The sequence below is a fragment of the Scopulibacillus darangshiensis genome, assembly GCF_004341035.1.
In the GTDB taxonomy this organism is placed as follows: domain Bacteria; phylum Bacillota; class Bacilli; order Bacillales; family Sporolactobacillaceae; genus Scopulibacillus; species Scopulibacillus darangshiensis.
In genome coordinates this window covers 573-21,385 of the sequence record NZ_SLXK01000047.1, presented here as the reverse complement: position 1 = coordinate 21,385, position 20,813 = coordinate 573, and the positions used below count along the sequence as shown (strand labels likewise).

Here is a 20,813-nt window from a genome sequence, read left to right as displayed (position 1 = left end):
AGGGTTATAAATAAAAATCGTGCTCTTCATATTTTGTTAATAAATCAGTCATTGTGTGACTGTCTTCTCCGAAAAAGAATACAGTGCCATAGTGGTTGCCAAAGCCGACCCGGTCAGCCACTTTACTTGTTTCAGGTGTAAACATGTCATGTTTCTCAAAATAAGGGTGAGATTCAAGTTCATCCGGCAGGTTTAAACGCTCGATAAATTTCATTTTTGGATAAACCATTAAGCTGCCGGCATATCCAACAGCATCTTTATCACTTGGGAAAAACCTTAGCAGCTCGTCCTCTGTCGTCTTCGGGTCACTGCACAAAACCTGGGCTTGATACGGGCTGAAACCGTAAGCGCGTTCAATAAGTTGAAAAATATGCCCTCCTGGCACTCTTGCTGCCACTTCACCAAAATGGAGCTTATTGTCAGAGGTGATAAAATATTCGGGATGAATGACACCGTACCTAATTTGGAACGAATCAACCAGATCTTGTATCGCCGCTTTAATTAAAGGCCGCTTTTCCTCAAGAGCGGGGGAGGCAGGGACGAAATTAGAGTGGCCAAGATGGACATATTCCGTAATGTTCAGAAAGTAGATCTTACCGTCGTGAATGAAAGCTTCACAGGAAAACTCTTGTCCATCAAGATGGCTCTCTAATAAACAAGGAAATTCGTTATCTGAGAGTGCATCAACATCCTCCGCTGTTTGAATGACCCTGTGTCCGACTGAGCCGGCCGCATCAAAAGGTTTTAAATGAATGGGATCATTTGGATCACCCTCAAGCTTTAATAAAGCCGTGTTAACTCGCTTCAAAAACCGGATAACATCTTCCTTGGAGCGGGCTTCTTCAAAAACTCCGACGTGGATGCCGGACATTTGCGCTTTCCGTTTCATTAATCCTTTATCCCTAAATAACATGGAGCGGTTAAAGACGCGCATGTCATCTTGGAAACGGGAATTAAGAGCACCGGCCCATTCAACTGTTTCCTCATAAAGCGGAACGGCGACTTCGACACCTAATTCGTTCAATGTATCATATAATTCACCTGATTTTTCATTAATTCGATCGAACTCCCAACTCACGAAATCGATGCCATGCTCCAATGCATAAGTTTCGAAATCCGGCGGGCCAACCACAACAAAGGGACGATCCATTCTATCAACAGCTTCGATTGCTTCTAAACTCCATCCTATAAGTGCAACTCTAGCCGATTTTTCTTGATTCATTTCCGTCATGTCCAAATCACTCCTAGTTTCTCCTTTTTTAAGGGGTTGAAACAAAAGGTTTATAAAACATGTTATGACACCTATACCCGTAAAATCGATGACCTAACCCTTGTTTTCCCTATCGTTAAGTCTATGTATGGCATGTCATAGAATATGAGAACATCCCTGTCATGACGGATGCTTTTGTCCTTTTTGGGGGACTATAATCCTCGGATCATGCCGATTTTATCAAGGAGGAAGTCTAATGAAAGCCATCGTGATTAATGAATACGGGGATAAAGGCCGTTTGAGAGAAATAGAATTCCCAAAGGCGATTCCAAAGGCAAAAGAAGTGCAGATCGAATTATATGCGACATCGATTAATCCGATTGACTGGAAGGTGAGAGAAGGCTATTTGCAAGGAAGGCTGCCATTTAAATTTCCAATTATCCTTGGCTGGGATGCAGCGGGAGTCGTAAGTAAAGTTGGGACTAAGGTAGAAAAGTTTGAGGTGGGGGACAGAGTGTTTGCAAGGCCGGCGACAACGGAACGAGGGACGTATGCTCAGTATGTGACGGCGGATGAAAGTCTTGTGGCAAAAATGCCGAAAGAAACGGCGTTCATCAAGGCGGCAGCTGTGCCATTGGCAGGTTTGACAGCATGGCAATGCTTAGTTGACTTTGCCCATATTGAAGAGGGTGACAGGGTTCTGATCCATGCCGGAGCAGGCGGTGTCGGCAGTATGGCAATTCAAATCGCAAAGCACTTTGGAGCGCAGGTTATCGCGACAGGAGGCAGCAACAGTGCCGAAATTGCCCAACAATTAGGTGTCGATCAATTTATAAATTACCAATCATCAGACTTCGATGAGGAGCTTGAAGATGTAGATATTGTCCTGGACACAATTGGCGGCAAGGTTCAGGAAAGAAGTTTTCGGGTTCTTAGAAAAGGCGGTGTGCTTGTATCGATCGTTCAGCCGCCTGACGAGGGTAAAGCCCGAAAACATGATGTCAAAGCCGGCTTCGTTTGGCTTGAGCCAAACGGCGAACAGCTGGAAAAGCTTGCAGAGCTAATGGCAAACGGTGAATTAAAGCCGCAGATTGCCAAGGTCTTTGACTTTGGTCAGGATGGTTTAAGAGAGGCGCACGAATTAAGCGAGACTGGCCATGTCAAGGGGAAAATCGTCATTAAGATTAAGGAAGATGAAGAACATAAGGAAAGCAAAGAAAACGAGGAGGAGAGCAGCTAATGGGCAGATTCGTCATAATTGCAGGCTTTCCGGGAAAGATAGGATTAAATATCTTTCCGAGGTGAAAACATTGGACAAATGGAAAAGACGTCGCAACCGTGATAAAGAAGCGGAAGGTCCGACCGTTGCCCCAGGCATTGATGATGATAAAGAACTGAGTGCCGATGCCAGTCAGGAAGAAATTGAGGCAGGCGATTTCACGCGTGTTACCAAGCTTTCCGATGGTGACGTTGCACCAGGTGACGATAGGGATTAAGAAGAGGGAGAAAGTTCTCTCTCTTTTTCTAAATTACTCAGTCGAACGTGCGATTCACGGGCCTGATCAAGAATATAATGATATTAATGTGTGGCATTATGACAAGCTTGTCTTCATAGAAGTGAAGATGGAACGTTTGGATGTCCCGGAATTGCTTCGTGCACTAGGTGAAGTTTTTGCAAAGCAAAATGCCTATTTACTCTGTTGAAATCATAAATCCGTCCCGAATGGCTCGGGGCGGTTTATGAGTTTCTTTACTCAATATCCAATGTATTTTTCGTTTTAGGATACTTTGGTCCACGGATTTCTAGGATGCCATTGTGGAACTTTGCCTTCGTGCGCTGTTTGTAGATGCTATAAGGCAAGGCGACGACCCGCTCTCTTTTTTGCATCCGTCTTTCCCGATGGTAATAGTTGTGGACATCATGGCTTTCTTCGGTTAATTCGTCGTTGACGACAGCTATTTTCAGTCTGTCTCCCATCGTTTCAATGTGAATATTTTCCCGATCCACACCCGGAAGATCCGCTTTAACGACCCAATCATCAGCTGTTTCATATAGATCTACGGGGAAGTGGGGTTGAAACCCGGGACCCTGCTGAAAAAAGGAATCAATGGAATCAAGAATCCCCCGATAAGGTTCACTGGCGAAAAAGTCATCGATCTGCCTCATAATATTGTTCCCCATTGGCATAGATTTCTTTTTCGGCCGGTTTTTATCATTCTTATCCACGGATATCCCTCCTCTGATAAGGATAAAAAGGTTACATAAATATCTTATGGTCGGGATGTACAGTTGGTATGGGCAGATATGGATTTGAGTGATAAAAAGCGGGGAATTTATAAAGGGAAAATTAGGGTTGGAGTGAGTTTATGCAATAGACGGACAATTCATGGGGGTCGGCGTTGCCTTTTCCAATCCATCTAGGAGCGGAGACCAAGGGTGCTGGTACACCCAAGGTCAGCAATAAGACGTACCCGTCAAAGGGGCCAGCGTCGGTTTTGATCATAAAAAATAGACCCGTAGAAAAAGCCCCCATTTCACCAGAAAGGGGGCAATTTTAATTCAATAGCAAATTCTTTTTAACAAAACTTATCGGATGACTTTGGCACTGACATGCCGAATAACGGACGCAAGTACAGAGCAACAAAAGTTCCGAGCATAGCCATGATCATCCAGACATAGCCATGTAGACTAAAGGATGCGATGCCGCTGAAATAAGCGCCGATGTTACATCCGAAGGCAAGTCTTGCACCGTAACCCATCAGGAGCCCGCCGATAATAGCAGCCATTGCCTGGCGAAGCGGGATTTTTTTCATTAGGAAAACCCCGCCAAGCGTTGACGCTGCTAGAGCTCCAATGACGATGCCGAAATCCATCACACTCGTCGAATGTGCAAAAACTGATTCGTGCAAGGAGGCGGCACGGTCGCCAGACCAATATCCCCATTGCCCGACATTAATTCCTAAGGCATTTGCAGCTTTTGATCCCCATAATGCAAAGCCCGACGTAATCCCCCAAGGACTGCCTTTAACAACTAATGTTGCGGCGTTAAGAACAGCGAGGGCAACCGCGCCAACGAGGAGCGGCCAGGAGCCGCGAAAGATGCGTTTCCATCCATTTGTGCTCGGTAATGGGCCGAGCTTTGGTGAACGGCGCTTCTTTTCCACGATCAATGTGATCCATGTAATAACTCCGAATATGACCATTTGAATGATCCAGCCGCCAAACCAGCCAAGACCTGTACTTGTAGCAAGGGAAAATGGTTTGAATGATGGCATTTGATTGACCCAGAAATCAAAATGCCAGGCACCGAACACCGAACCGACGATAAAAGCGAGTAAGGTCAAGAACATTTCTGAGCGGCCGCCGCCGACAGCGTATAGTGTTCCTGACGCACAGCCGCCACCGAGCTGCATACCGATGCCGAACATAAATGATCCGACAATCAGACTCACTCCGATGGGGTGAAGATTTTGTTCGGGATGTCCGCCGAAGAAGCTTGTATGTGTTGCAAAAATGATAGCGAATAACGTACTGGCTACAGCTAACATTAGCATATGAGCCCGAATGGCTTCCCCGTTGCCGACTGACATAAATCTTCGGAACGCGGATGTAAAACCAAATCTGGCATGGAATAGTGTAAAACCAAGCAATAAACCGAGCCAAAGAAGAATACCCTCCTTGATCCCGCCGATGTTAATGATGACAATGCTAAGAATAAGTGCTAGAACGATAGATAGTGAAATCAAAATAGTTTGTGGTGAGCCAAGCTTTGGTTTTTCAGCCTTAAGATCAGCCTGTTTGGTTGAAGACGATTTTTCAGCAGTTGCTAAAGCCATTTACAATCACCCCTAATCCTATAAAATAAGTTGGTTTTATGGTGCTTAATATAATACTACATTTGGGGTGAAAATGGAACTAAAAAAGTGAGGCTGGGACAAAACTAAAAGAGTTCATTCATATGCCGAACAATAAAGTTTGAAAAGTATCATTGCAAATGCGAAGCGTAGTCAAAATACGAAAGACTCCTACGGGAACAGCACGTGTCCGAAGACCCCGTAAAGAAAACTCGCCGATTCGCGAGCCTTTGGTGAAGACAGAGGCGTAGTTGCACTTATGTGCGTCAGAAAGTTATACTTTCTGATTAACCAAGAAAGCGTTTTTTGCTTTCTGAAGAGGCTGAGGCCGTGCCCGTGGAAAGCGAAGTATTTTGACGTAGCGTTTCGTTGTTTCTTCTGTATAAATAAAAATCCGAACTAGATAGAATGTCTAAATAAGTTCGGATTTTTCTATTAGAAAAAACTTCTGTTACAGCCTCATTTTTTATTGCTGGTCCGAAACGAAAACACGGTGGTTTTTGAAGAATGCCGATAAGTCTTTGCCGCTTGTGTCTTCCATAATTTTAATAAAATCGGCGGTCGTCGAAACTCCAAACTTTTTCTTTTTAAAATAAGTTTGCATCGATTTATAAAATTGCTGATCCCCAAGCTTTAATCTCAGATCATTAACCGTACGTGAGCCATAACCATAAATGGTATTGTAATAAGCGTTTATTCCACCTTCATCAGCATGTGCAGTAAATGTCGAGACAGGTGAAGATAAATGGAAATAATCTTGTTGTGGTGCCGGTGTAGTTAATTGATTCAGCTCACCATCATAAAGAGCAGCTGAGAAATCTGCAAATGATTCATCAAGCCATGGTTCATCATACTCATTATCACCAATGATGCCATAGAACCATTGGTGGCCAATTTCATGTGCAGTCACTGATTTGACCCAGTTTTGTGAACGTTCACCAGGGAGACTGATCATGACAAGCTGCGGATATTCCATGCCGCCGAACCAGCCTTCCATGCTGACAACATCCAGCTCAGGCCATGGGTATTTGCCAAACTTTTTGCTGAATAGAGCGATGCTGTCATGACCGGATTCAAGCATGGCATCAGCATATTTTGCTTGTTCATCGGTATAATAGACATTGATTTTCGTTTTGTTAACAGTAGTCGATTTTACATGGTAAGTAGGGTCCATTTCCATTGCGAAGTCACGGACATTATGTGCTTTATAGTGATGGACAGCCTGGCTGCTCATAATTTTTGCTTTCCCCACTTCTGTACCCGATGCGGCAATGACCTGGTCCTTATCAGTTGTTAATGTTACATCGAAATCCCCAGTTAATGAATAAAAGGATTCCCCATAAGCATAGTAAGGGTCAAGATTCCAGCCCTCTTCGTCATAGACCCCTAGAATCGGGAACCAGTTACCTAGGGAAACGGTTGTCTTATTCCAGCCAAAGCGGTCTTGCTGATGAGGTAAGCTAACATTGAAATCCATGCCAACAGTGACCTTTTTATTAGCCTTTAATGACAACCCTGAGATTTTAAGCTTCGTATCATTGACAATATAGGCAGCCTTTTTGCCATTTATTTTGACATGGCTCACTGTCATGCCACCGCCATTCTCCTCAAAGACACTTGCATTTCCCCAGAGGTTAAAGTAGAGCCTATTAAGATTTTTGTGCAGGTTGTTGTTAAAAGCCACTGTCATATGGCCCGAGATGGTATGGTTTTTACTATTGTATGTAACATTCATAGTGTATTTAGGATGCCCCGGCCCTAGGACACGCTTGCCATTGCTAGGGTGCTTCACATTTTTTGGCGTATGAATCTCTTCTAGCTTAGGAAAGTGGCCCGGCTTGTAAGCCCCATGGGGATTGTCGTTTGCCGCCGCTTGCGGGATGGCTATTGTAAAAGCCAGAACACCGCCTGCAAGGGTTTGGCATGCGTGACGTATTAATTTTTTTACTGACATTCAAATTCCTCCCAAAGTTTTTGATTACTAAAAGCTATTCCATCAATCAATGGGAATGCCTTCCGACTATGGATGCATTTTTTAGGAGGAGGGGTCTGACCCCTCGGGGTCAGACCCCTTTAATAAGCAATGCCAACCCGGCGATAAAGATAGCTCTCGTCCGCGAGCTGGTTGTAGGCGAAAGATGCAGCATCACACACACTGATTCTCTCCCCGCGGTTTGGCAGCATATTCGCTTCAACACGGTATCTGCCTTCTGATTCGCCATCAGGCAGATATGTAGGGCAAACCACCGTCCACTGCAAGGAGGACTTTTTTAGGGTTTCAAAAGCCTTAAGATGTTCCTCAGCGGCGCGGGTCATAATTCGCCGGGATTCATTTGATTGGAACCGGAAGATCTCAGGATTCTCCCTGCTGTTAAGAATCCCTGCCGTGCCGATTGTGACAATCCGTTTGACACCTTCTTTTTCCATGGCTTTAACAATGAGCGGCATACTTATTGACAGGGTACTTCCGCCATCAGTGCTAAGGGCGCCGAGTACTGCATGTTGTCCCTTCACCGCAGACAATAGATCACTTGCTTGAGTGGCATCACCTTTCAAAACATGAAGCTTAGGATGGGACAAGCCGAGTCGAGCCGGGTCCCTTACAAAAGCTGTGACATTATGCTGGTCTTCCAAAGCTAATCTTACAACCTCACGACCGACACGCCCGGTCGCTCCAAGAATAAGCAGATTCATAGTTTCACACTCCACATTCTTATAATCTCTTTGCAGGGTATAGTCAACATTCTATCATGTGCGGTAATATGGAATAAGAGAAAGCTATTTTTATTCGGAACAAACTAGGTGGTGCAATATGATAAGTGAAGCACAACAGCTTTTGAAAGCTACGTTCGGTTACGGGTCCTTTCGAAAAGGACAAGAGGATATTATAAAACGGATTCTGCAGCGTCGCGATGTGGTTGGCATCATGCCGACAGGCGGAGGGAAATCAATATGTTATCAAATACCAGCGCTGATGTTTCAAGGGGTCACATTGGTGATTTCTCCGCTGATTTCACTGATGAAGGATCAAGTCGATGCACTTGAAAAAGTGGGTGTTCCAGCTACTTACATTAATAGCTCGATATCAGCAGCAGAGGCCAATGAGAGGCTGAACGGTGCCATCATTGGTGAATACAAACTTATTTACATAGCACCCGAACGGCTTGGGTCACAGCTCTTTTTGCATGCACTGGACCGAATGGACGTGTCGTTGGTAGCCGTTGATGAAGCTCACTGTATCTCCCAATGGGGGCATGACTTCCGGCCAAGCTACCGTCTGATCAAAGAGATGATAGATCGCATTCACTCACATCCGGTTATAGCAGCGTTAACAGCAACGGCAACACCTAAAGTGGCTGATGATATTTGTGACCTCTTACAGATTGACCGCAGTGATGTGATTCTAACAGGATTCGGCCGGGACAATCTATTTTTTCAAGTGATTAAAGGGCAGGACCGTGATGCCTTTATTAATGATTACATCAAGAAAAACAGCGCCCAATCCGGAATCATCTACGCTGCTACAAGGAAAGAAGTGGATCGGCTTCACCATTATCTTATAAAAAAAGGCTTTCAAGCTGGGAAATATCATGCTGGGATGGCAGAAAATGAGAGGAATGAGAATCAGGAGCGGTTTCTTTATGATGATCTAACCGTGATGGTGGCAACCTCCGCTTTTGGCATGGGCATCAACAAATCGAATGTCCGCTATGTTATTCATTACAATCTGTCGAAAAACATTGAAGCATACTACCAAGAAGCTGGCCGGGCCGGCCGTGACGGGGAACCGGGGGAATGTACGATCCTATACAGTCCTCAGGACATTCATATTCAGAAGTTTCTTATTGAGCAATCAGAAATGGATCAGGATCATAAAGATAATGAACATGAGAAGCTGCAAAAAATGGTCGGCTATTGTCATACTGAAGGGTGTCTTCAGAAATATATACTGGCTTATTTCGGTGAGATGGATGCCAATGATTGTGGCAATTGCAGCAGCTGTACGGATGAGCGGCCTGAAATTGAGGTAACAAAAGAAGCACAGATGGTCTTCTCATGTATAAAAAGAATGAGAGGGAAGTTTGGCAAGACTTTTATTGCCAAGGTTTTAACAGGGTCATCAGATCAAAAAATAAGAAGCTTCGGATTCGATAAGCTGCCAACATACAAGATTATGAAGGGGAGGACTCAGAAGGAAGTCAGTGAGTTTATTGATTATCTGACGGCTGAGCAATATTTGTCCCCTGCAAATGGCACTTATCCTGTATTAACTCTTACAAACAAAGCAATCCCGGTGCTACGCGGTGAGGAAGCCGTTTTGAAAAAGGAAAAGGTTCAAGCAAAGCAATTTGTTGTCGATGATGAACTGTTTGAACAACTAAGGGAGCTAAGAAAGCAGATTGCAGTCAAAGAAAAAGTGCCGCCTTATGTTGTTTTTACCGACCAAACCCTTCATGAGATGAGTGCAAAATGTCCATCAGGGCAAAGCGACATGCTTGCTATTAAGGGTGTTGGTCAGCGCAAATGGGAATTATATGGCGAAGCCTTTCTGGAAATTATTTTGAGCTATACGGCAAAGGGAAATCTTTCGGGCACCACATAATATGAGGCGGATTCGAGACAGCAATGCTGCAGGCTGTTATTTTGAATCCGCTTCTATTTATTTTGGGGAATTTCCCGGGGAATAATAATAGATAATGATGAAATAAGGGGAATCTTGTCGAGCATTAGTTAGAATTACCTAACTAATCAACAAATAAAGGTGATTTACTATAGGAGAGAGAATTAATTAAAATATACAGAAAAGGGGGATCTGAACATTGAACTAAGACCGCTGTTCTGCAAAGGGTCTACACTCATAATTCCGAATCTTCGTTTAGTTGAACATTAGAGATAAGTTATGTATAATCATCACTGTTGTTCAACTGAATAGACACAAATCCTCATCATATACTTAGATGGGGTAGAGGTCGCGGTTTTTATGAGTAATGCAGAGGAGACTAAAGGTGAGTCTATGAAACTGCCATGAAAGGAAAAGCCGCCGAAGTCCGCGCAATCATCCTTTACTTGGCGGGCTGGGGCTGTCTCCGAATAGGAACAGAACTGTCACGTTAATTTTATTAACGTGTTGAGCTATCGATGGAAGGTATGTTTGGGGCTCTATTTTAACCGTCGAAGCGCATTCGACGGTTTTTTGTACCCATTTCCTTCCGAATCACACAATAAAAGGGGAGATTTGATGAACAACAATCATTCACCAGATGCCGTAAACCCTCCAACCGGCGGGGAGAATAAGCTGAAAAGGGGTTTGAAGCCAAGGCATCTCACCATGATTTCACTCGGGGGCGCAATCGGTACGGGGCTTTTTCTTGCAAGCGGGACAGCGATCCATTCTGCCGGCCCGGGAGGCGCTCTCTTAGCCTATATCATTATCGGGGTCATGGTTTACTTTCTAATGACGAGTCTCGGAGAGCTTGCCGCTTTTATGCCGACAAGCGGTTCATTCAGCACATATGCGACCCGGTTTGTCGATCCCTCCTTTGGCTTTGCCCTAGGCTGGAACTATTGGTATAACTGGGCGATAACGTTGGCTGCAGAGCTTTCAGCAGCAACGCTTATTATGAAATTTTGGTTTCCGGACAGCCCTTCCATTCTTTGGAGCGCTTTGTTTCTTGCCATTATTTTTGGACTAAATGTTTTATCGGTCAAAGGTTATGGGGAATCTGAATACTGGTTTTCATTTATAAAAGTGGCTACAGTTATTATATTTATTATAGTCGGATTATTAATGATCTTTGGTATTATGAATGGCAATGCGATTGGGTTCAAAAATTTCACTATCGGTGATGCGCCGTTTCATGGCGGTCTGCTTGCGACATTTGGCGTCTTTCTCGCGGCGGGATTCTCATTTCAGGGAACGGAGCTTTTGGGGATTAGTGCAGGAGAAAGTGAAGACCCTGAGAAAAACGTCCCTCGTGCGGTACGGAGCATCTTCTGGAGGATTTTGCTCTTTTACGTCTTAGCTATTTTTGTGATCAGTCTAATCATTCCATACACTAGCAGTCATTTAGCAAGTGATAACATCATGGTCAGCCCGTTCACACTTGTCTTTAAGAATGCGGGACTTGCCTTTGCGGCATCCGTCATGAATGCGGTTATTCTTACAGCTGTCCTTTCGGCGGGCAACTCTGGGTTGTACGCATCGACTCGTATGCTGTATGCGCTCGCAAAAGAGGGAAAGGCACCCAAATTTCTAGGAAAAGTTAACCGGAGAGGCATTCCTATATGGTCTCTAATCATTACTGCAGCTGTCGGGGCCCTTGCTTTTCTTGCTTCACTTTTCGGGGATGGGCAGGTCTATGTTTGGCTTTTAAACGCATCCGGAATGTCAGGATTCATCGCATGGCTCGGTATCGCCATCAGCCATTACCGTTTCCGGAAGGCTTATGTGTTACAAGGCAAGCAGCTTAAAGACCTTCCTTATCAGGCTAAATGGTTTCCGTTCGGACCGATCTTTGCCTTCATCGTTTGCCTTATTGTCATTATCGGACAGAATTATAATGCATTTATTGGGAACGGCATTGATTGGAAGGGGATACTTGTCTCCTATATCGGTATTCCGTTATTCTTGATTGTATGGCTTGTATACAAATTTAAGACAGGTTCCAAGGTTATCCCTCTTAAAAATTGTGATGTAAGTCCTCAAGAAGACTGATTGAATTTTGGCAAAAAACGCACTGGTCAGGCAGTGCGTTTTCCATATAGACAAAAGAATGCATAAAATTTATAATAAAATAAATTTGTGAGAGGATAAAACCATTAGGTTTGGACAGGAGTGACAACATGACGGAACAATCTGCAAAGGGCAAGAAAAATCTAACGGATGATCAATTAAAAAGAGGCTTAAAATCCCGTCATTTAACGATGATTTCCTTGGGTGGCGCTATTGGAACGGGTCTGTTCCTGGGAAGTGGGGCCGCTATCCATACGGCGGGGCCGGGAGGTGCCTTGCTTGCATATCTCATCATTGGCGTCATGGTCTATTTTATAATGACAAGTCTTGGTGAGTTAGCAGCATTTATGCCTACAAGCGGTTCTTTCAGCACTTATGCAACCCGTTTCATTGATCCGGCACTTGGTTTCGCCTTAGGCTGGAATTATTGGTATAGCTGGGCGATTACACTCGCTGCAGAATTATCAGCTTCAACACTTATTATGAAATTCTGGTTTCCCGATTCACCGTCAATGCTATGGAGCGGTCTGTTTCTAGTCATTATTTTCATTCTTAATTACCTTTCTGTAAAAGGTTATGGCGAAGGGGAATATTGGTTTTCCTTTATTAAAGTGGCGACTGTTATTATCTTTATTATCGTTGGCATTCTCATGATCATCGGTGTATTTAACGGTAAACCAATAGGGTTCAAAAATTTCACTGTTGGCGACGCGCCTTTTCATGGCGGCTTTTTGGCGACACTTGGTATTTTCCTTGCCGCAGGGTTCTCCTTTCAGGGGACAGAGATCGTCGGTGTGGCGGCAGGCGAGAGTGAAAACCCTGGAAAGACTGTTCCTAAAGCGGTGCGCACGATATTCTGGCGTGTCCTTTTGTTTTATGTTCTAGCAATATTAGTGATCGGACTTATTATTCCATATACGAATGATACGCTTCAAAGCGAAAATGTTATGGTCAGCCCATTCACTCAAGTGTTTGAAAGAGCAGGTTTGGCTTTTGCGGCATCTGTCATGAACGCTGTTATTTTAACCGCCGTCTTATCAGCGGGCAACTCAAGTCTTTATGCGTCGACCCGTATGCTGTATGCAATGGCAAAAGACGGGCAAGCACCGCGTCTTTTTGCGAAACTTAACAAACGGGGCATTCCGGTAGCAGCCTTAATTATGACGGCGGTTGTCGGCATGCTGGCCTTCCTGGCATCAATCTTTGGTGACGGTGCTATCTATATTTGGCTCCTTAATGCCGCGGGTGTCACAGGATTTATTTTTTGGCTGGGGATTGCGGTCAGCCATTATCGTTTCCGGAAGGCTTTTGTGGCCCAAGGGTATTCCTTGGAGCAGCTTCCTTATCGAGCTAAGTGGTTTCCATTTGGCCCGATCTTTGCAACCATTGTTTGTCTTATTGTCATTATTGCCCAGGATTACCAAGCCTTTCTTGGCGGTAAGGTGGACTGGATGAGTCTAACCGTAGCTTATATTAGTATACCTTTGTTTCTTGTGTTGTGGTTTGGCTACAAACTTATTAAACGAACAAAGCTCATTCCGCTTGAAAAGTGTAAAATTGATTTTGATGAGTTCAAATAAGGAGTCGTTTAAAATGGATAAACCGGTGATTGGATTTATCGGAACAGGTGTCATGGGAAAAGGAATGATTCGCAATCTTATTAAAGGCGGCTATTCGGTCAATATCTATAATAGAACAAAGGAAAAGGCCCTTGATTTAGTGGATGATGGCGCCAGGTGGTTTGATACAATCAGCAGCTGCACACAAGCTTCAGATGTTGTAGTAACAATGGTCGGCTACCCTAAGGATGTCAAAGACGTCTATTTTAAGGATGGTATTTTGAATCATGCGAAAAAAGGGTCGTACGTCATCGATATGACAACGTCGTCTCCCGCCCTTGCTGAGGACATTTATAATGATGCGTCCAGCCGCGGGATTCATGCCCTTGATGCCCCAGTCTCTGGCGGGGATATCGGCGCACAGAAAGGGACATTATCCATCATGATCGGCGGAGAAAAGTCAGCTTTTGATAAATTAAAGCCGATTTTTGAAGCAATGGGCGAGAATATTGTTTACCAAGGAAAGGCAGGCTCAGGCCAGCATACGAAAATGTGCAATCAAATAACGATTGCGTCTAATATGATGGGTGTTTGCGAGGCGCTGGCCTATGCAAAACGCGCGGGATTAAATGAAGAGCAAGTGCTAAAGAGCATTACAAGCGGAGCTGCCGGCAGCTGGTCGCTTTCGAACCTTGCTCCTAGAATGCTGGAAGGCGATTTTAAGCCGGGCTTTTATGTGAAGCACTTTATAAAGGATATGACAATAGCGCTAGAGACGGCTAAAGAAATGGGTCTGATGACGCCGGGATTAGAGTCGGCAAAAAAGCTTTATGAAGAGCTTGCCGAAAATGGCGAAGAAAACAGCGGCACTCAAGTCTTGTACAAATCATACCTCTAAATAAGAAAGCCGGGCGCTATTGCCCGGTTTTCCCCATTTAATAAAAAGTGTAACCGCCGAATAGGAAGGTTAGAATCAGGGTGTCCACTAGAATAAAATAGACAATCTCTGTTAAAAGCTCCCATTCTTTATTTTTCACCCAGCGTGTCAATAGCCATGTCAAAAGGGCGATCAGAAGTTTCTCCTTGTTTCAGAACAATTAAAATTATATTACAATGGCGAGGGGAATAGTAGATGTTTTTAAAATTTTTTCGCAAACCTTTGGACATATTAACAATAGTTAATTCTTTGTGATTGGTATTGAATGAGGGTATACTTTATATAGCATAAAAATAGGAGGATGTTGTTGTTTGGATGGCACTTTTTTATTCGGATTACTGGAAATTATACTAATTAACATTGTTCTCAGCGGTGATAATGCCGTTGTTATAGCTTTGGCATGCCGTAATTTACCAAAGAGCCAGCAGAATAAAGCAATATTTTGGGGCAGTTTCGGTGCAATCGTATTAAGGGTTGTGTTAACCTTTGTCGCCGTTTGGCTCCTGCAAATCCCCTTTGTGAAAATTGTCGGCGGTCTTTTACTAGTCTATATTGCAATAAATTTATTAATTGAAGATGATGAGACAGATTTGAAAGGCAGCTCTAATATATTGGGTGCGATCAGGACGATTATAATCGCTGACCTGATCATGAGTCTTGATAATGTTGTGGCCGTTGCCGGGGCAGCGGGCGGCAGTATTCTTCTTATAATTATAGGACTAGCTGTAAGCATTCCATTGATTATATGGGGAAGCCAGCTGCTAATGAAGCTTATGGACCGTTTTCCGATCATTATCATTCTCGGCGCCGCGCTCCTCGGCTACACTGCAGGAGAAATGCTGCTTGCTGATGAAGCGATCGATAGCTGGTTCCACGGCCTTGATATTCCTTATGAAAAGGTCTTGCCCATCATATTAGCGGTGATCGTTGTAGCGGTAGGTTTATTTGTTAAGAAAAAAAAGAAGGAAAAAAAGGCAAGGACAGAAAGCGACAGAAGTGAATAAGTTATACAAGTGCGGGACAGTCTAACTGTTCCGTTCGTTCTTATAAATTGACCGGGAGAGATGACAGAGCGGATAAAATGTCGATCTCATGAACAATCCGTTAAATAGCAGCAATCACATTGACCCTATTGGCAGAAAAGCACTATAATGGGAAGGGTTAAAGAAATCGTATACGTTTATATAAGCGGCGATTATAGCAGAAATAAGGTTTTCTTTATAAGGATGATGAATGATGGATAAAGATAAAAAGGGTATAGCATTGGGCTTGCAGGACGGCCAACTGGCACCATGCCCAAAAACACCAAATTGTGTATCAACTGAGCATCATGATTTAAATCGAAAAATGCTTCCGATGTCATATCAGAATATGTCTATAGACGAAGCAAAAAAGATTTTGCTCGAGGTTATTCACTCAATGCCAAGAGTGGAGATTAAGGAGCAGAGTGATGATTACATCCATGTTGTCTATCGGACACTCGTCTTCGAGTTTTTCCATGATGCCGAATTTCATTTTGATTCTGCCGACAAGCACATTCACTATCGCTCGGCAACACGAGTTGGCTTTGCTGATTTCGGATCAAACAAAAGGTGGCTCCAATCCATATATGCCCGCTTTATCCAGCGGACTTATCATATCACAAAGGAAAATTGATGGAACTGCCTCTTTTAAAGGAGGCAGTTTTTTTAAATTGGGGGTTGACCAAAGGCGTGTCTCCCATCCAAACATTAACACTCATAATCAAGGGCGCTCGCGGTTAACTTGAAAAGGAAGGGAGATTTATTTTTATGGACAATAATCCTTTTTATCCTTTCCATTATGACCATGACGAACAGGATGAGTCAGGATGGGAAAAGGGACCTGAACGCTACGATGTGTATGTTAACAACGACTTTGTCGGCATTAAGCCTCTTTTTGCACAAAACGATCGTATACAGGATCTTAGTGATTTTATTAACGAACAAGGTATCTCAGCGTTCCAAGCTTCAATAGATGAGGGCAATTACCTTATTCATACAGACGAACAATTCGATCAGCTGAAAGAGGTTTTAACCATATATTTGCAAAGCAGATAAGCCTTTCAATAAGCCGCTTTCAAGGCGGCTTTCTACATAGAAATGTCACGCTGGCTTCACTTTTATAGAAAAAAACGAGAAGTAAATTATGGTAAGATGAAAAAAACGCGAAAAATAAAGGATGTGAAAACGATGGGAAAGGTTTTTGTAATTATTGGAGCTATTTGCGCCTTTTTGTCAGTTGCTATTGGTGCGTTCGGTGCACATGGATTGAAGGATAAGCTGAATGAACATTATATGAGTATTTTTGAAACCGGTGTGCAATACCAAATGATGCATGCATTGGGGCTGGTCTTAATAGGGATTTTGGCAAATACTATGATTCGTGGTGAATCAGGTCTGCTAAACTGGGCAGGATGGCTGATGCTTGCAGGGATTGTTATCTTTTCAGGAAGCTTATATCTTTTAAGTATCACTAAGGTTTCCATTCTTGGTGCAATTACACCAATCGGCGGCGTGGCTTTTCTTGTCAGCTGGCTGCTTGTTGTGATTGCTTTTGTAAAAAATTAATGAAAAAAAAGAAACCCTCAGAAGAATTTCGAGGGTTTCATCTTATTGGAATGGATAAGCGTAGTTGATTGGTCCTTGGAATGTGATGTAATCAACATAAACCATAGGAATGAGATAACGTGTGCCTGTTGAGGTATCATTGATAATCACATGGTCACGGCCCGCAGCTTCGACTTCCCCGCGGAATACTTTAGCGTTCCACTCTGTATTGCCTTCAAAGGTCGCATAGACTGTTGCAACCTTTTCCAAGTTCAATCTAAGAATATTCTCAATATAAGATTGCTCTGTTAAAGGATTAAGATAAGGTGCCCCTTGAACACCTTGAAATGCACTTGGAGGAGGCGCACTGCCACCGTGAGCTCCCATCTGAGGCATATAACCCTGCGGCATCTGCCCGCCTTGTGGGGCTCCGCCGGCACCCGTAAACATTTGCGGCATGACCTGCTGTCCTTGTGGAGCGTATGGCATCGGCGCCCCGCCTGCTTGCCCTTGTTGCGCTCCGCCTCCTCCAGTGGGGTTTTGCGGGCTGCCTCCCTGAGGTCCAGGATAGGCGGAAGACCCGTATCCCCCTTGTGAATTCCTTGGTGAATATGGCTTATCGGCCATTTTAGATCACGCTCCTTATTAAAATAGATGCTTAAGACAAATTAAATTCACGCTCTGTCATCATTCTTATGACAAACCGACAGCTAATATACCTAAAAAAAGCCTCCCTTCAATTGAAGGAGGCTAAAGAGTATTAAGTCCGGGTGTTATATAGTTAACATTTGGGCAAAGCGTTCTTTGGAAAGCAATGCACCGACATAAAAAGCGCCGAATTCCCCATAACGGGCACTGACTTCATCGAAGCGCATTTCATAGACGAGTTTTTTAAATTCGAGGACATCTTCGGCAAATAGTGTGACGCCCCATTCCCAATCATCAAAGCCGACTGACCCTGTGATGATTTGTTTTACCTTGCCTGCATAGCTGCGGCCGATAAGACCGTGGCTTTTCATAAGCTCTCGGCGTTCGCTCATTGGCAACATATACCAGTTGTCATTGCCTTCACGGCGCTTGTCCATCGGGTAAAAGCATACATATTGTGTTTTTGGCAAAATTGGTTTTAATCTTGCTTGGATTCTTGGATCTTCAGAAGGGTCACTGTCCTTTGCCGCCATATAATTACTCAATTCAACAACGGATACATATGAATACGAGGGTATTGTGTATTCAGCCATTTTTGTTTTATTAAAGGCGTTTTCGAGATCGTTCAGTTCGACCATAGTCGGTCTAAGCCACATGAGCATAAAATCAGCCTTTTGGCCGACGATCGAATAAAAGGCAAAGCTTCCTTCTTTGTTTTGCTGCATGATATCCCATTTATCCAAAAATGAATTAAACTCTTGGATTGCAGACTCTCGCTCATCACTCGTTAAATTCTTCCAAAGAGCCCAGTCAATTTTCCGGAAATCGTGCAGGCAGTACCAGCCATCTAACGTTTTTGCCGCTTCACTCATACTTTCCCACTCCTAACAATTTCTAATATCCTTCTTAAATATATCACAGACAATCCTGTTTCGCGAAAGAGCCACATTACTGTTTCAGATTTGTCAAAAATTGTGGATGACATAAGTGGGACAGAAAATTAGGGGAAATAGGAAATCATTTTGAAGATGGCCTTAGTTGTTTAAAAATGAAGAGCTTAGGTGTAATCTATGGATAGAAGTGATGATATAAGGAGGAAATGTTGTTATGTTTGAAGATATGAAGGCGACAGTTGGGCAAGCGAAACCAAAGATTGTTTTTCCTGAAGGCGGCGACGTACGGATTGTTGAAGCGGTTGTCAGGCTTGCTGATGAAAATATATTGCATCCTATTTTGGTCGGAGAACGAGAGTCGTTTGCCGGCAAAGTTCTTGAGCTTGAAAAAGCGGGAAGGCTTGAAATCCGCCATCCAAAGCAAGATGCTAATTTTTTGGAGCTGGTGAAGGCGCTTGTCGAACGGCGGAAGGGCAAGACAACCGAAGAACAAGCGACGGAATGGCTGCATGATGCGAACTATTACGGCACAATATTGGTATACACGGGGCAGGCTGATGGATTGGTGAGCGGGGCTGCTCATTCAACAGCGGATACCGTCCGTCCTGCGCTGCAAATTATTAAAACGAAGCCGGGAGTGAAGCGAAGCTCAGGTGCTTTTATTATGGTGAAGGAAGATGAACGGCTCGTTTTTGCCGATTGCGCCATTAACATTACTCCAGACAGCAGGGACCTTGCCGAAATCGCCGTGGAAAGTGCAGCAACTGCTAAAGCTTTCGGCATCGATCCTAAAGTCGCGATGCTTAGCTTTTCAACGAAAGGCTCAGCAGAGGCACCGGAAGCAGATAAGGTTGTCGAAGCCACAAAACTTGTGAGGGAGTCAGCCCCTGATTTGACAGTAGACGGGGAATGTCAGTTTGACGCAGCTTATGTTCCTGAGGTTGCCGCAAAGAAAGCTCCCGGGTCCCCACTTGACGGCAAGGCAAACGTCTTCGTTTTCCCTAGTCTTGAAGCCGGCAATATCGGCTATAAAATGGTCCAGCGCCTCGGCGGCTATGACGCTGTGGGCCCCATTCTTCAAGGATTGAACAAGCCAGTCAACGACCTATCAAGAGGCTGCTCCGTCGATGATGTCTATAAATTGGCCTTGATCACTGCGCTGCAAAGCCTAGTCGATTGATTCGTGACTGGTGCCGGTTCTAAACTGTGGCAGATTGCGCGACCTAATTGGAATGAGACTCGACAAAAGGTTACACGTGGAACAATGGAAATGGCACAAGCCACCCGAAAGCCTAGTGCTTTCGGGTTAAGTTTGTTAATTAAAATCAAAAGCCTTTTCATTCCGTTCAATCATGCGCCTGTAATAATCATCGAAACGCTTAGCTTCGTCTTCAGTCAAACCTGAAGGTACAACAGAGCCGAATCTTTGAAGCGTTTGGTAAAATTGGTTCATGATCTCCCTTACAGTAAGGGGCTTGCCAGTTAGTTCAGACAATGAAGCCATCGTCTCCGGCTTGATTACGGGATACTCAAAGCGTGTGACCTCGCCTTTTAAGCTTCGTTTATAAAATTCGCCAACAACCTCAGCCCGCTTTGAGCCGCTGCCGTCTACACATAAATAAATTTGGACAGCGACACCTCGGCGCAAACGACGTTGAGAGATGCCGGCAAACTTTTTCCCGCCAACGCTTAAATCATATCGGCCGGGGCAATATGAACCGACGATTTCCCGATCCTCGAATACGACACCATAAGGATGAAGCATTTTTCGGACGAAGTCCACCATCGCCTCGTACCCTTGATCGATTGAAACATTATGTTCCCTTTCAGGAAAAATAAGCGAAATATTCAGCACACCTTCATCGAGAACAACAGCAAGACCGCCAGAATTGCGAACAACGTAGTGGTGATTTTCAGAAGCTAAATAATCTAGCCCGTCTTTCAAATGCGGGAGACGGCTATCCTGAATCCCAAGGATGATTGTATTATGATGAACCCAAGTTCTGGCAATACAGCTTGATTCACCGTAACCAACTGAATGGCAAAGCGCGTCATCTATTGCAAAGGACTGTTTCGCTTCGAAACTTGGGCCTAATGTTGATTGATCAATCACTCGCCATAAAGGCTGATAAAGTATTGATTCCATATTCTTTTCTCCTTACAAGCAAACTCCGCCCCTAATTATACCAGATCTACTACCTGAAGACACATCACTGCAAGATCTGCGACGCAGCGAAGCGAAGGAGCAATAACCGGACTAGAATACACTTCATTGCAGGTTTGCGACGAAACGAGGAGGAGGAGCAGATATCCAGACTACCTGAAGACACATCACTGCAAGATCTGCGACGCAGCGAAGCGAAGGAGCAATAACCGGACTAGAATACACTTCATTGCAGGTTTGCGACGAA

20 protein-coding genes and 1 riboswitch are annotated in these 20,813 nt (G+C 44.1%); of the genes, 12 read left to right on the top strand and 8 right to left on the bottom strand.

What is annotated here, in order from left to right; all coding sequences use genetic code 11:
• Positions 1–4: 4 nt before the first annotated feature.
• Complete coding sequence (locus tag EV207_RS19890) at positions 5–1,231, bottom strand: ATP-grasp domain-containing protein (RefSeq protein WP_132747908.1); 1,227 nt, start codon at positions 1,229–1,231, stop codon at positions 5–7.
• 235 nt (positions 1,232–1,466) lie between these two features.
• Between EV207_RS19890 and EV207_RS19885 the strand changes: the two genes are divergently transcribed.
• The 3 genes from EV207_RS19885 (at position 1,467) to EV207_RS19875 (ending at position 2,914) form a co-directional block, all read left to right on the top strand.
• On the top strand, positions 1,467–2,450 hold the full coding sequence (locus EV207_RS19885; protein WP_132747907.1) for an NADP-dependent oxidoreductase: 984 nt from the start codon (positions 1,467–1,469) through the stop codon (positions 2,448–2,450).
• A 70-nt stretch (positions 2,451–2,520) separates the two neighbouring features.
• Positions 2,521–2,706, top strand: coding sequence for a hypothetical protein (locus tag EV207_RS19880; protein WP_132747916.1), 186 nt, complete (start codon positions 2,521–2,523; stop codon positions 2,704–2,706).
• Complete coding sequence (locus EV207_RS19875) at positions 2,690–2,914, top strand: thiamine pyrophosphate-dependent enzyme (RefSeq protein WP_165887019.1); 225 nt, start codon at positions 2,690–2,692, stop codon at positions 2,912–2,914. Before EV207_RS19880 ends, EV207_RS19875 begins: the two co-directional genes overlap by 17 nt.
• Before the next feature lie 46 nt (positions 2,915–2,960).
• Here the strand turns inward: EV207_RS19875 and EV207_RS19870 are convergent, their stop codons facing one another.
• The 4 genes from EV207_RS19870 to EV207_RS19855 form a co-directional block, all read right to left on the bottom strand.
• The gene (locus EV207_RS19870) at positions 2,961–3,437 is read right to left on the bottom strand and encodes an Hsp20/alpha crystallin family protein (protein WP_132747905.1); all 477 of its coding nucleotides are present in this window, start codon (positions 3,435–3,437) and stop codon (positions 2,961–2,963) included.
• Positions 3,438–3,787: 350 nt separating this feature from the next.
• Positions 3,788–5,047, bottom strand: a complete 1,260-nt coding sequence (locus EV207_RS19865; RefSeq protein ID WP_132747904.1) for a YeeE/YedE family protein — start codon at positions 5,045–5,047, stop codon at positions 3,788–3,790.
• A 484-nt stretch (positions 5,048–5,531) separates the two neighbouring features.
• Positions 5,532–7,019, bottom strand: a complete 1,488-nt coding sequence (locus EV207_RS19860; protein WP_132747903.1) for a M1 family metallopeptidase — start codon at positions 7,017–7,019, stop codon at positions 5,532–5,534.
• A 119-nt stretch (positions 7,020–7,138) separates the two neighbouring features.
• Positions 7,139–7,759, bottom strand: coding sequence for an NAD(P)-dependent oxidoreductase (locus EV207_RS19855; RefSeq protein ID WP_132747902.1), 621 nt, complete (start codon positions 7,757–7,759; stop codon positions 7,139–7,141).
• Positions 7,760–7,877: 118 nt separating this feature from the next.
• Here EV207_RS19855 and recQ point away from each other — a divergent pair, with 118 nt between their 5' ends.
• The 8 genes from recQ (at position 7,878) to EV207_RS19815 (ending at position 16,882) form a co-directional block, all read left to right on the top strand.
• Complete coding sequence (gene recQ / locus EV207_RS19850) at positions 7,878–9,668, top strand: DNA helicase RecQ (protein WP_132747901.1); 1,791 nt, start codon at positions 7,878–7,880, stop codon at positions 9,666–9,668.
• A gap of 353 nt (positions 9,669–10,021) precedes the next feature.
• Positions 10,022–10,209: riboswitch (Lysine riboswitch) on the top strand.
• Positions 10,210–10,304: 95 nt separating this feature from the next.
• Complete coding sequence (locus tag EV207_RS19845) at positions 10,305–11,780, top strand: amino acid permease (protein WP_132747900.1); 1,476 nt, start codon at positions 10,305–10,307, stop codon at positions 11,778–11,780.
• Positions 11,781–11,908: 128 nt separating this feature from the next.
• Entirely contained in the window at positions 11,909–13,378 is a 1,470-nt protein-coding gene (locus tag EV207_RS19840) for an amino acid permease (protein WP_132747899.1), read from the top strand.
• A gap of 13 nt (positions 13,379–13,391) precedes the next feature.
• Entirely contained in the window at positions 13,392–14,255 is an 864-nt protein-coding gene (locus tag EV207_RS19835) for an NAD(P)-dependent oxidoreductase (RefSeq protein WP_132747898.1), read from the top strand.
• A 350-nt stretch (positions 14,256–14,605) separates the two neighbouring features.
• Positions 14,606–15,298, top strand: a complete 693-nt coding sequence (locus EV207_RS19830; RefSeq protein WP_132747897.1) for a TerC family protein — start codon at positions 14,606–14,608, stop codon at positions 15,296–15,298.
• A gap of 229 nt (positions 15,299–15,527) precedes the next feature.
• Complete coding sequence (locus EV207_RS19825) at positions 15,528–15,950, top strand: DUF1499 domain-containing protein (RefSeq protein ID WP_132747896.1); 423 nt, start codon at positions 15,528–15,530, stop codon at positions 15,948–15,950.
• A 134-nt stretch (positions 15,951–16,084) separates the two neighbouring features.
• On the top strand, positions 16,085–16,372 hold the full coding sequence (locus EV207_RS19820; RefSeq protein ID WP_132747895.1) for a hypothetical protein: 288 nt from the start codon (positions 16,085–16,087) through the stop codon (positions 16,370–16,372).
• 132 nt (positions 16,373–16,504) lie between these two features.
• Entirely contained in the window at positions 16,505–16,882 is a 378-nt protein-coding gene (locus EV207_RS19815) for a DUF423 domain-containing protein (RefSeq protein ID WP_132747894.1), read from the top strand.
• A 42-nt stretch (positions 16,883–16,924) separates the two neighbouring features.
• Here the strand turns inward: EV207_RS19815 and gerQ are convergent, their stop codons facing one another.
• Both gerQ and hemQ read right to left on the bottom strand, forming a co-directional pair.
• Positions 16,925–17,350 carry a spore coat protein GerQ gene (gerQ, locus tag EV207_RS19810; protein WP_132747915.1) on the bottom strand — a complete coding sequence of 142 codons (426 nt, stop codon included), beginning with the start codon at positions 17,348–17,350 and terminating at the stop codon, positions 16,925–16,927.
• A gap of 284 nt (positions 17,351–17,634) precedes the next feature.
• Positions 17,635–18,381, bottom strand: coding sequence for a hydrogen peroxide-dependent heme synthase (gene hemQ / locus EV207_RS19805; protein WP_132747893.1), 747 nt, complete (start codon positions 18,379–18,381; stop codon positions 17,635–17,637).
• Between the two features lie 235 nt (positions 18,382–18,616).
• On the opposite strand from hemQ, the gene pta reads away from it, so the two are divergent.
• The gene (pta, locus tag EV207_RS19800; protein ID WP_132747892.1) at positions 18,617–19,582 is read left to right on the top strand and encodes a phosphate acetyltransferase; all 966 of its coding nucleotides are present in this window, start codon (positions 18,617–18,619) and stop codon (positions 19,580–19,582) included.
• Between the two features lie 135 nt (positions 19,583–19,717).
• Here pta and lipL read toward each other — a convergent pair whose 3' ends face one another.
• A complete protein-coding gene (lipL, locus tag EV207_RS19795) occupies positions 19,718–20,548 on the bottom strand; it encodes an octanoyl-[GcvH]:protein N-octanoyltransferase (protein WP_132747891.1) in 831 nt (276 codons plus the stop codon).
• Positions 20,549–20,813: the final 265 nt, after the last annotated feature.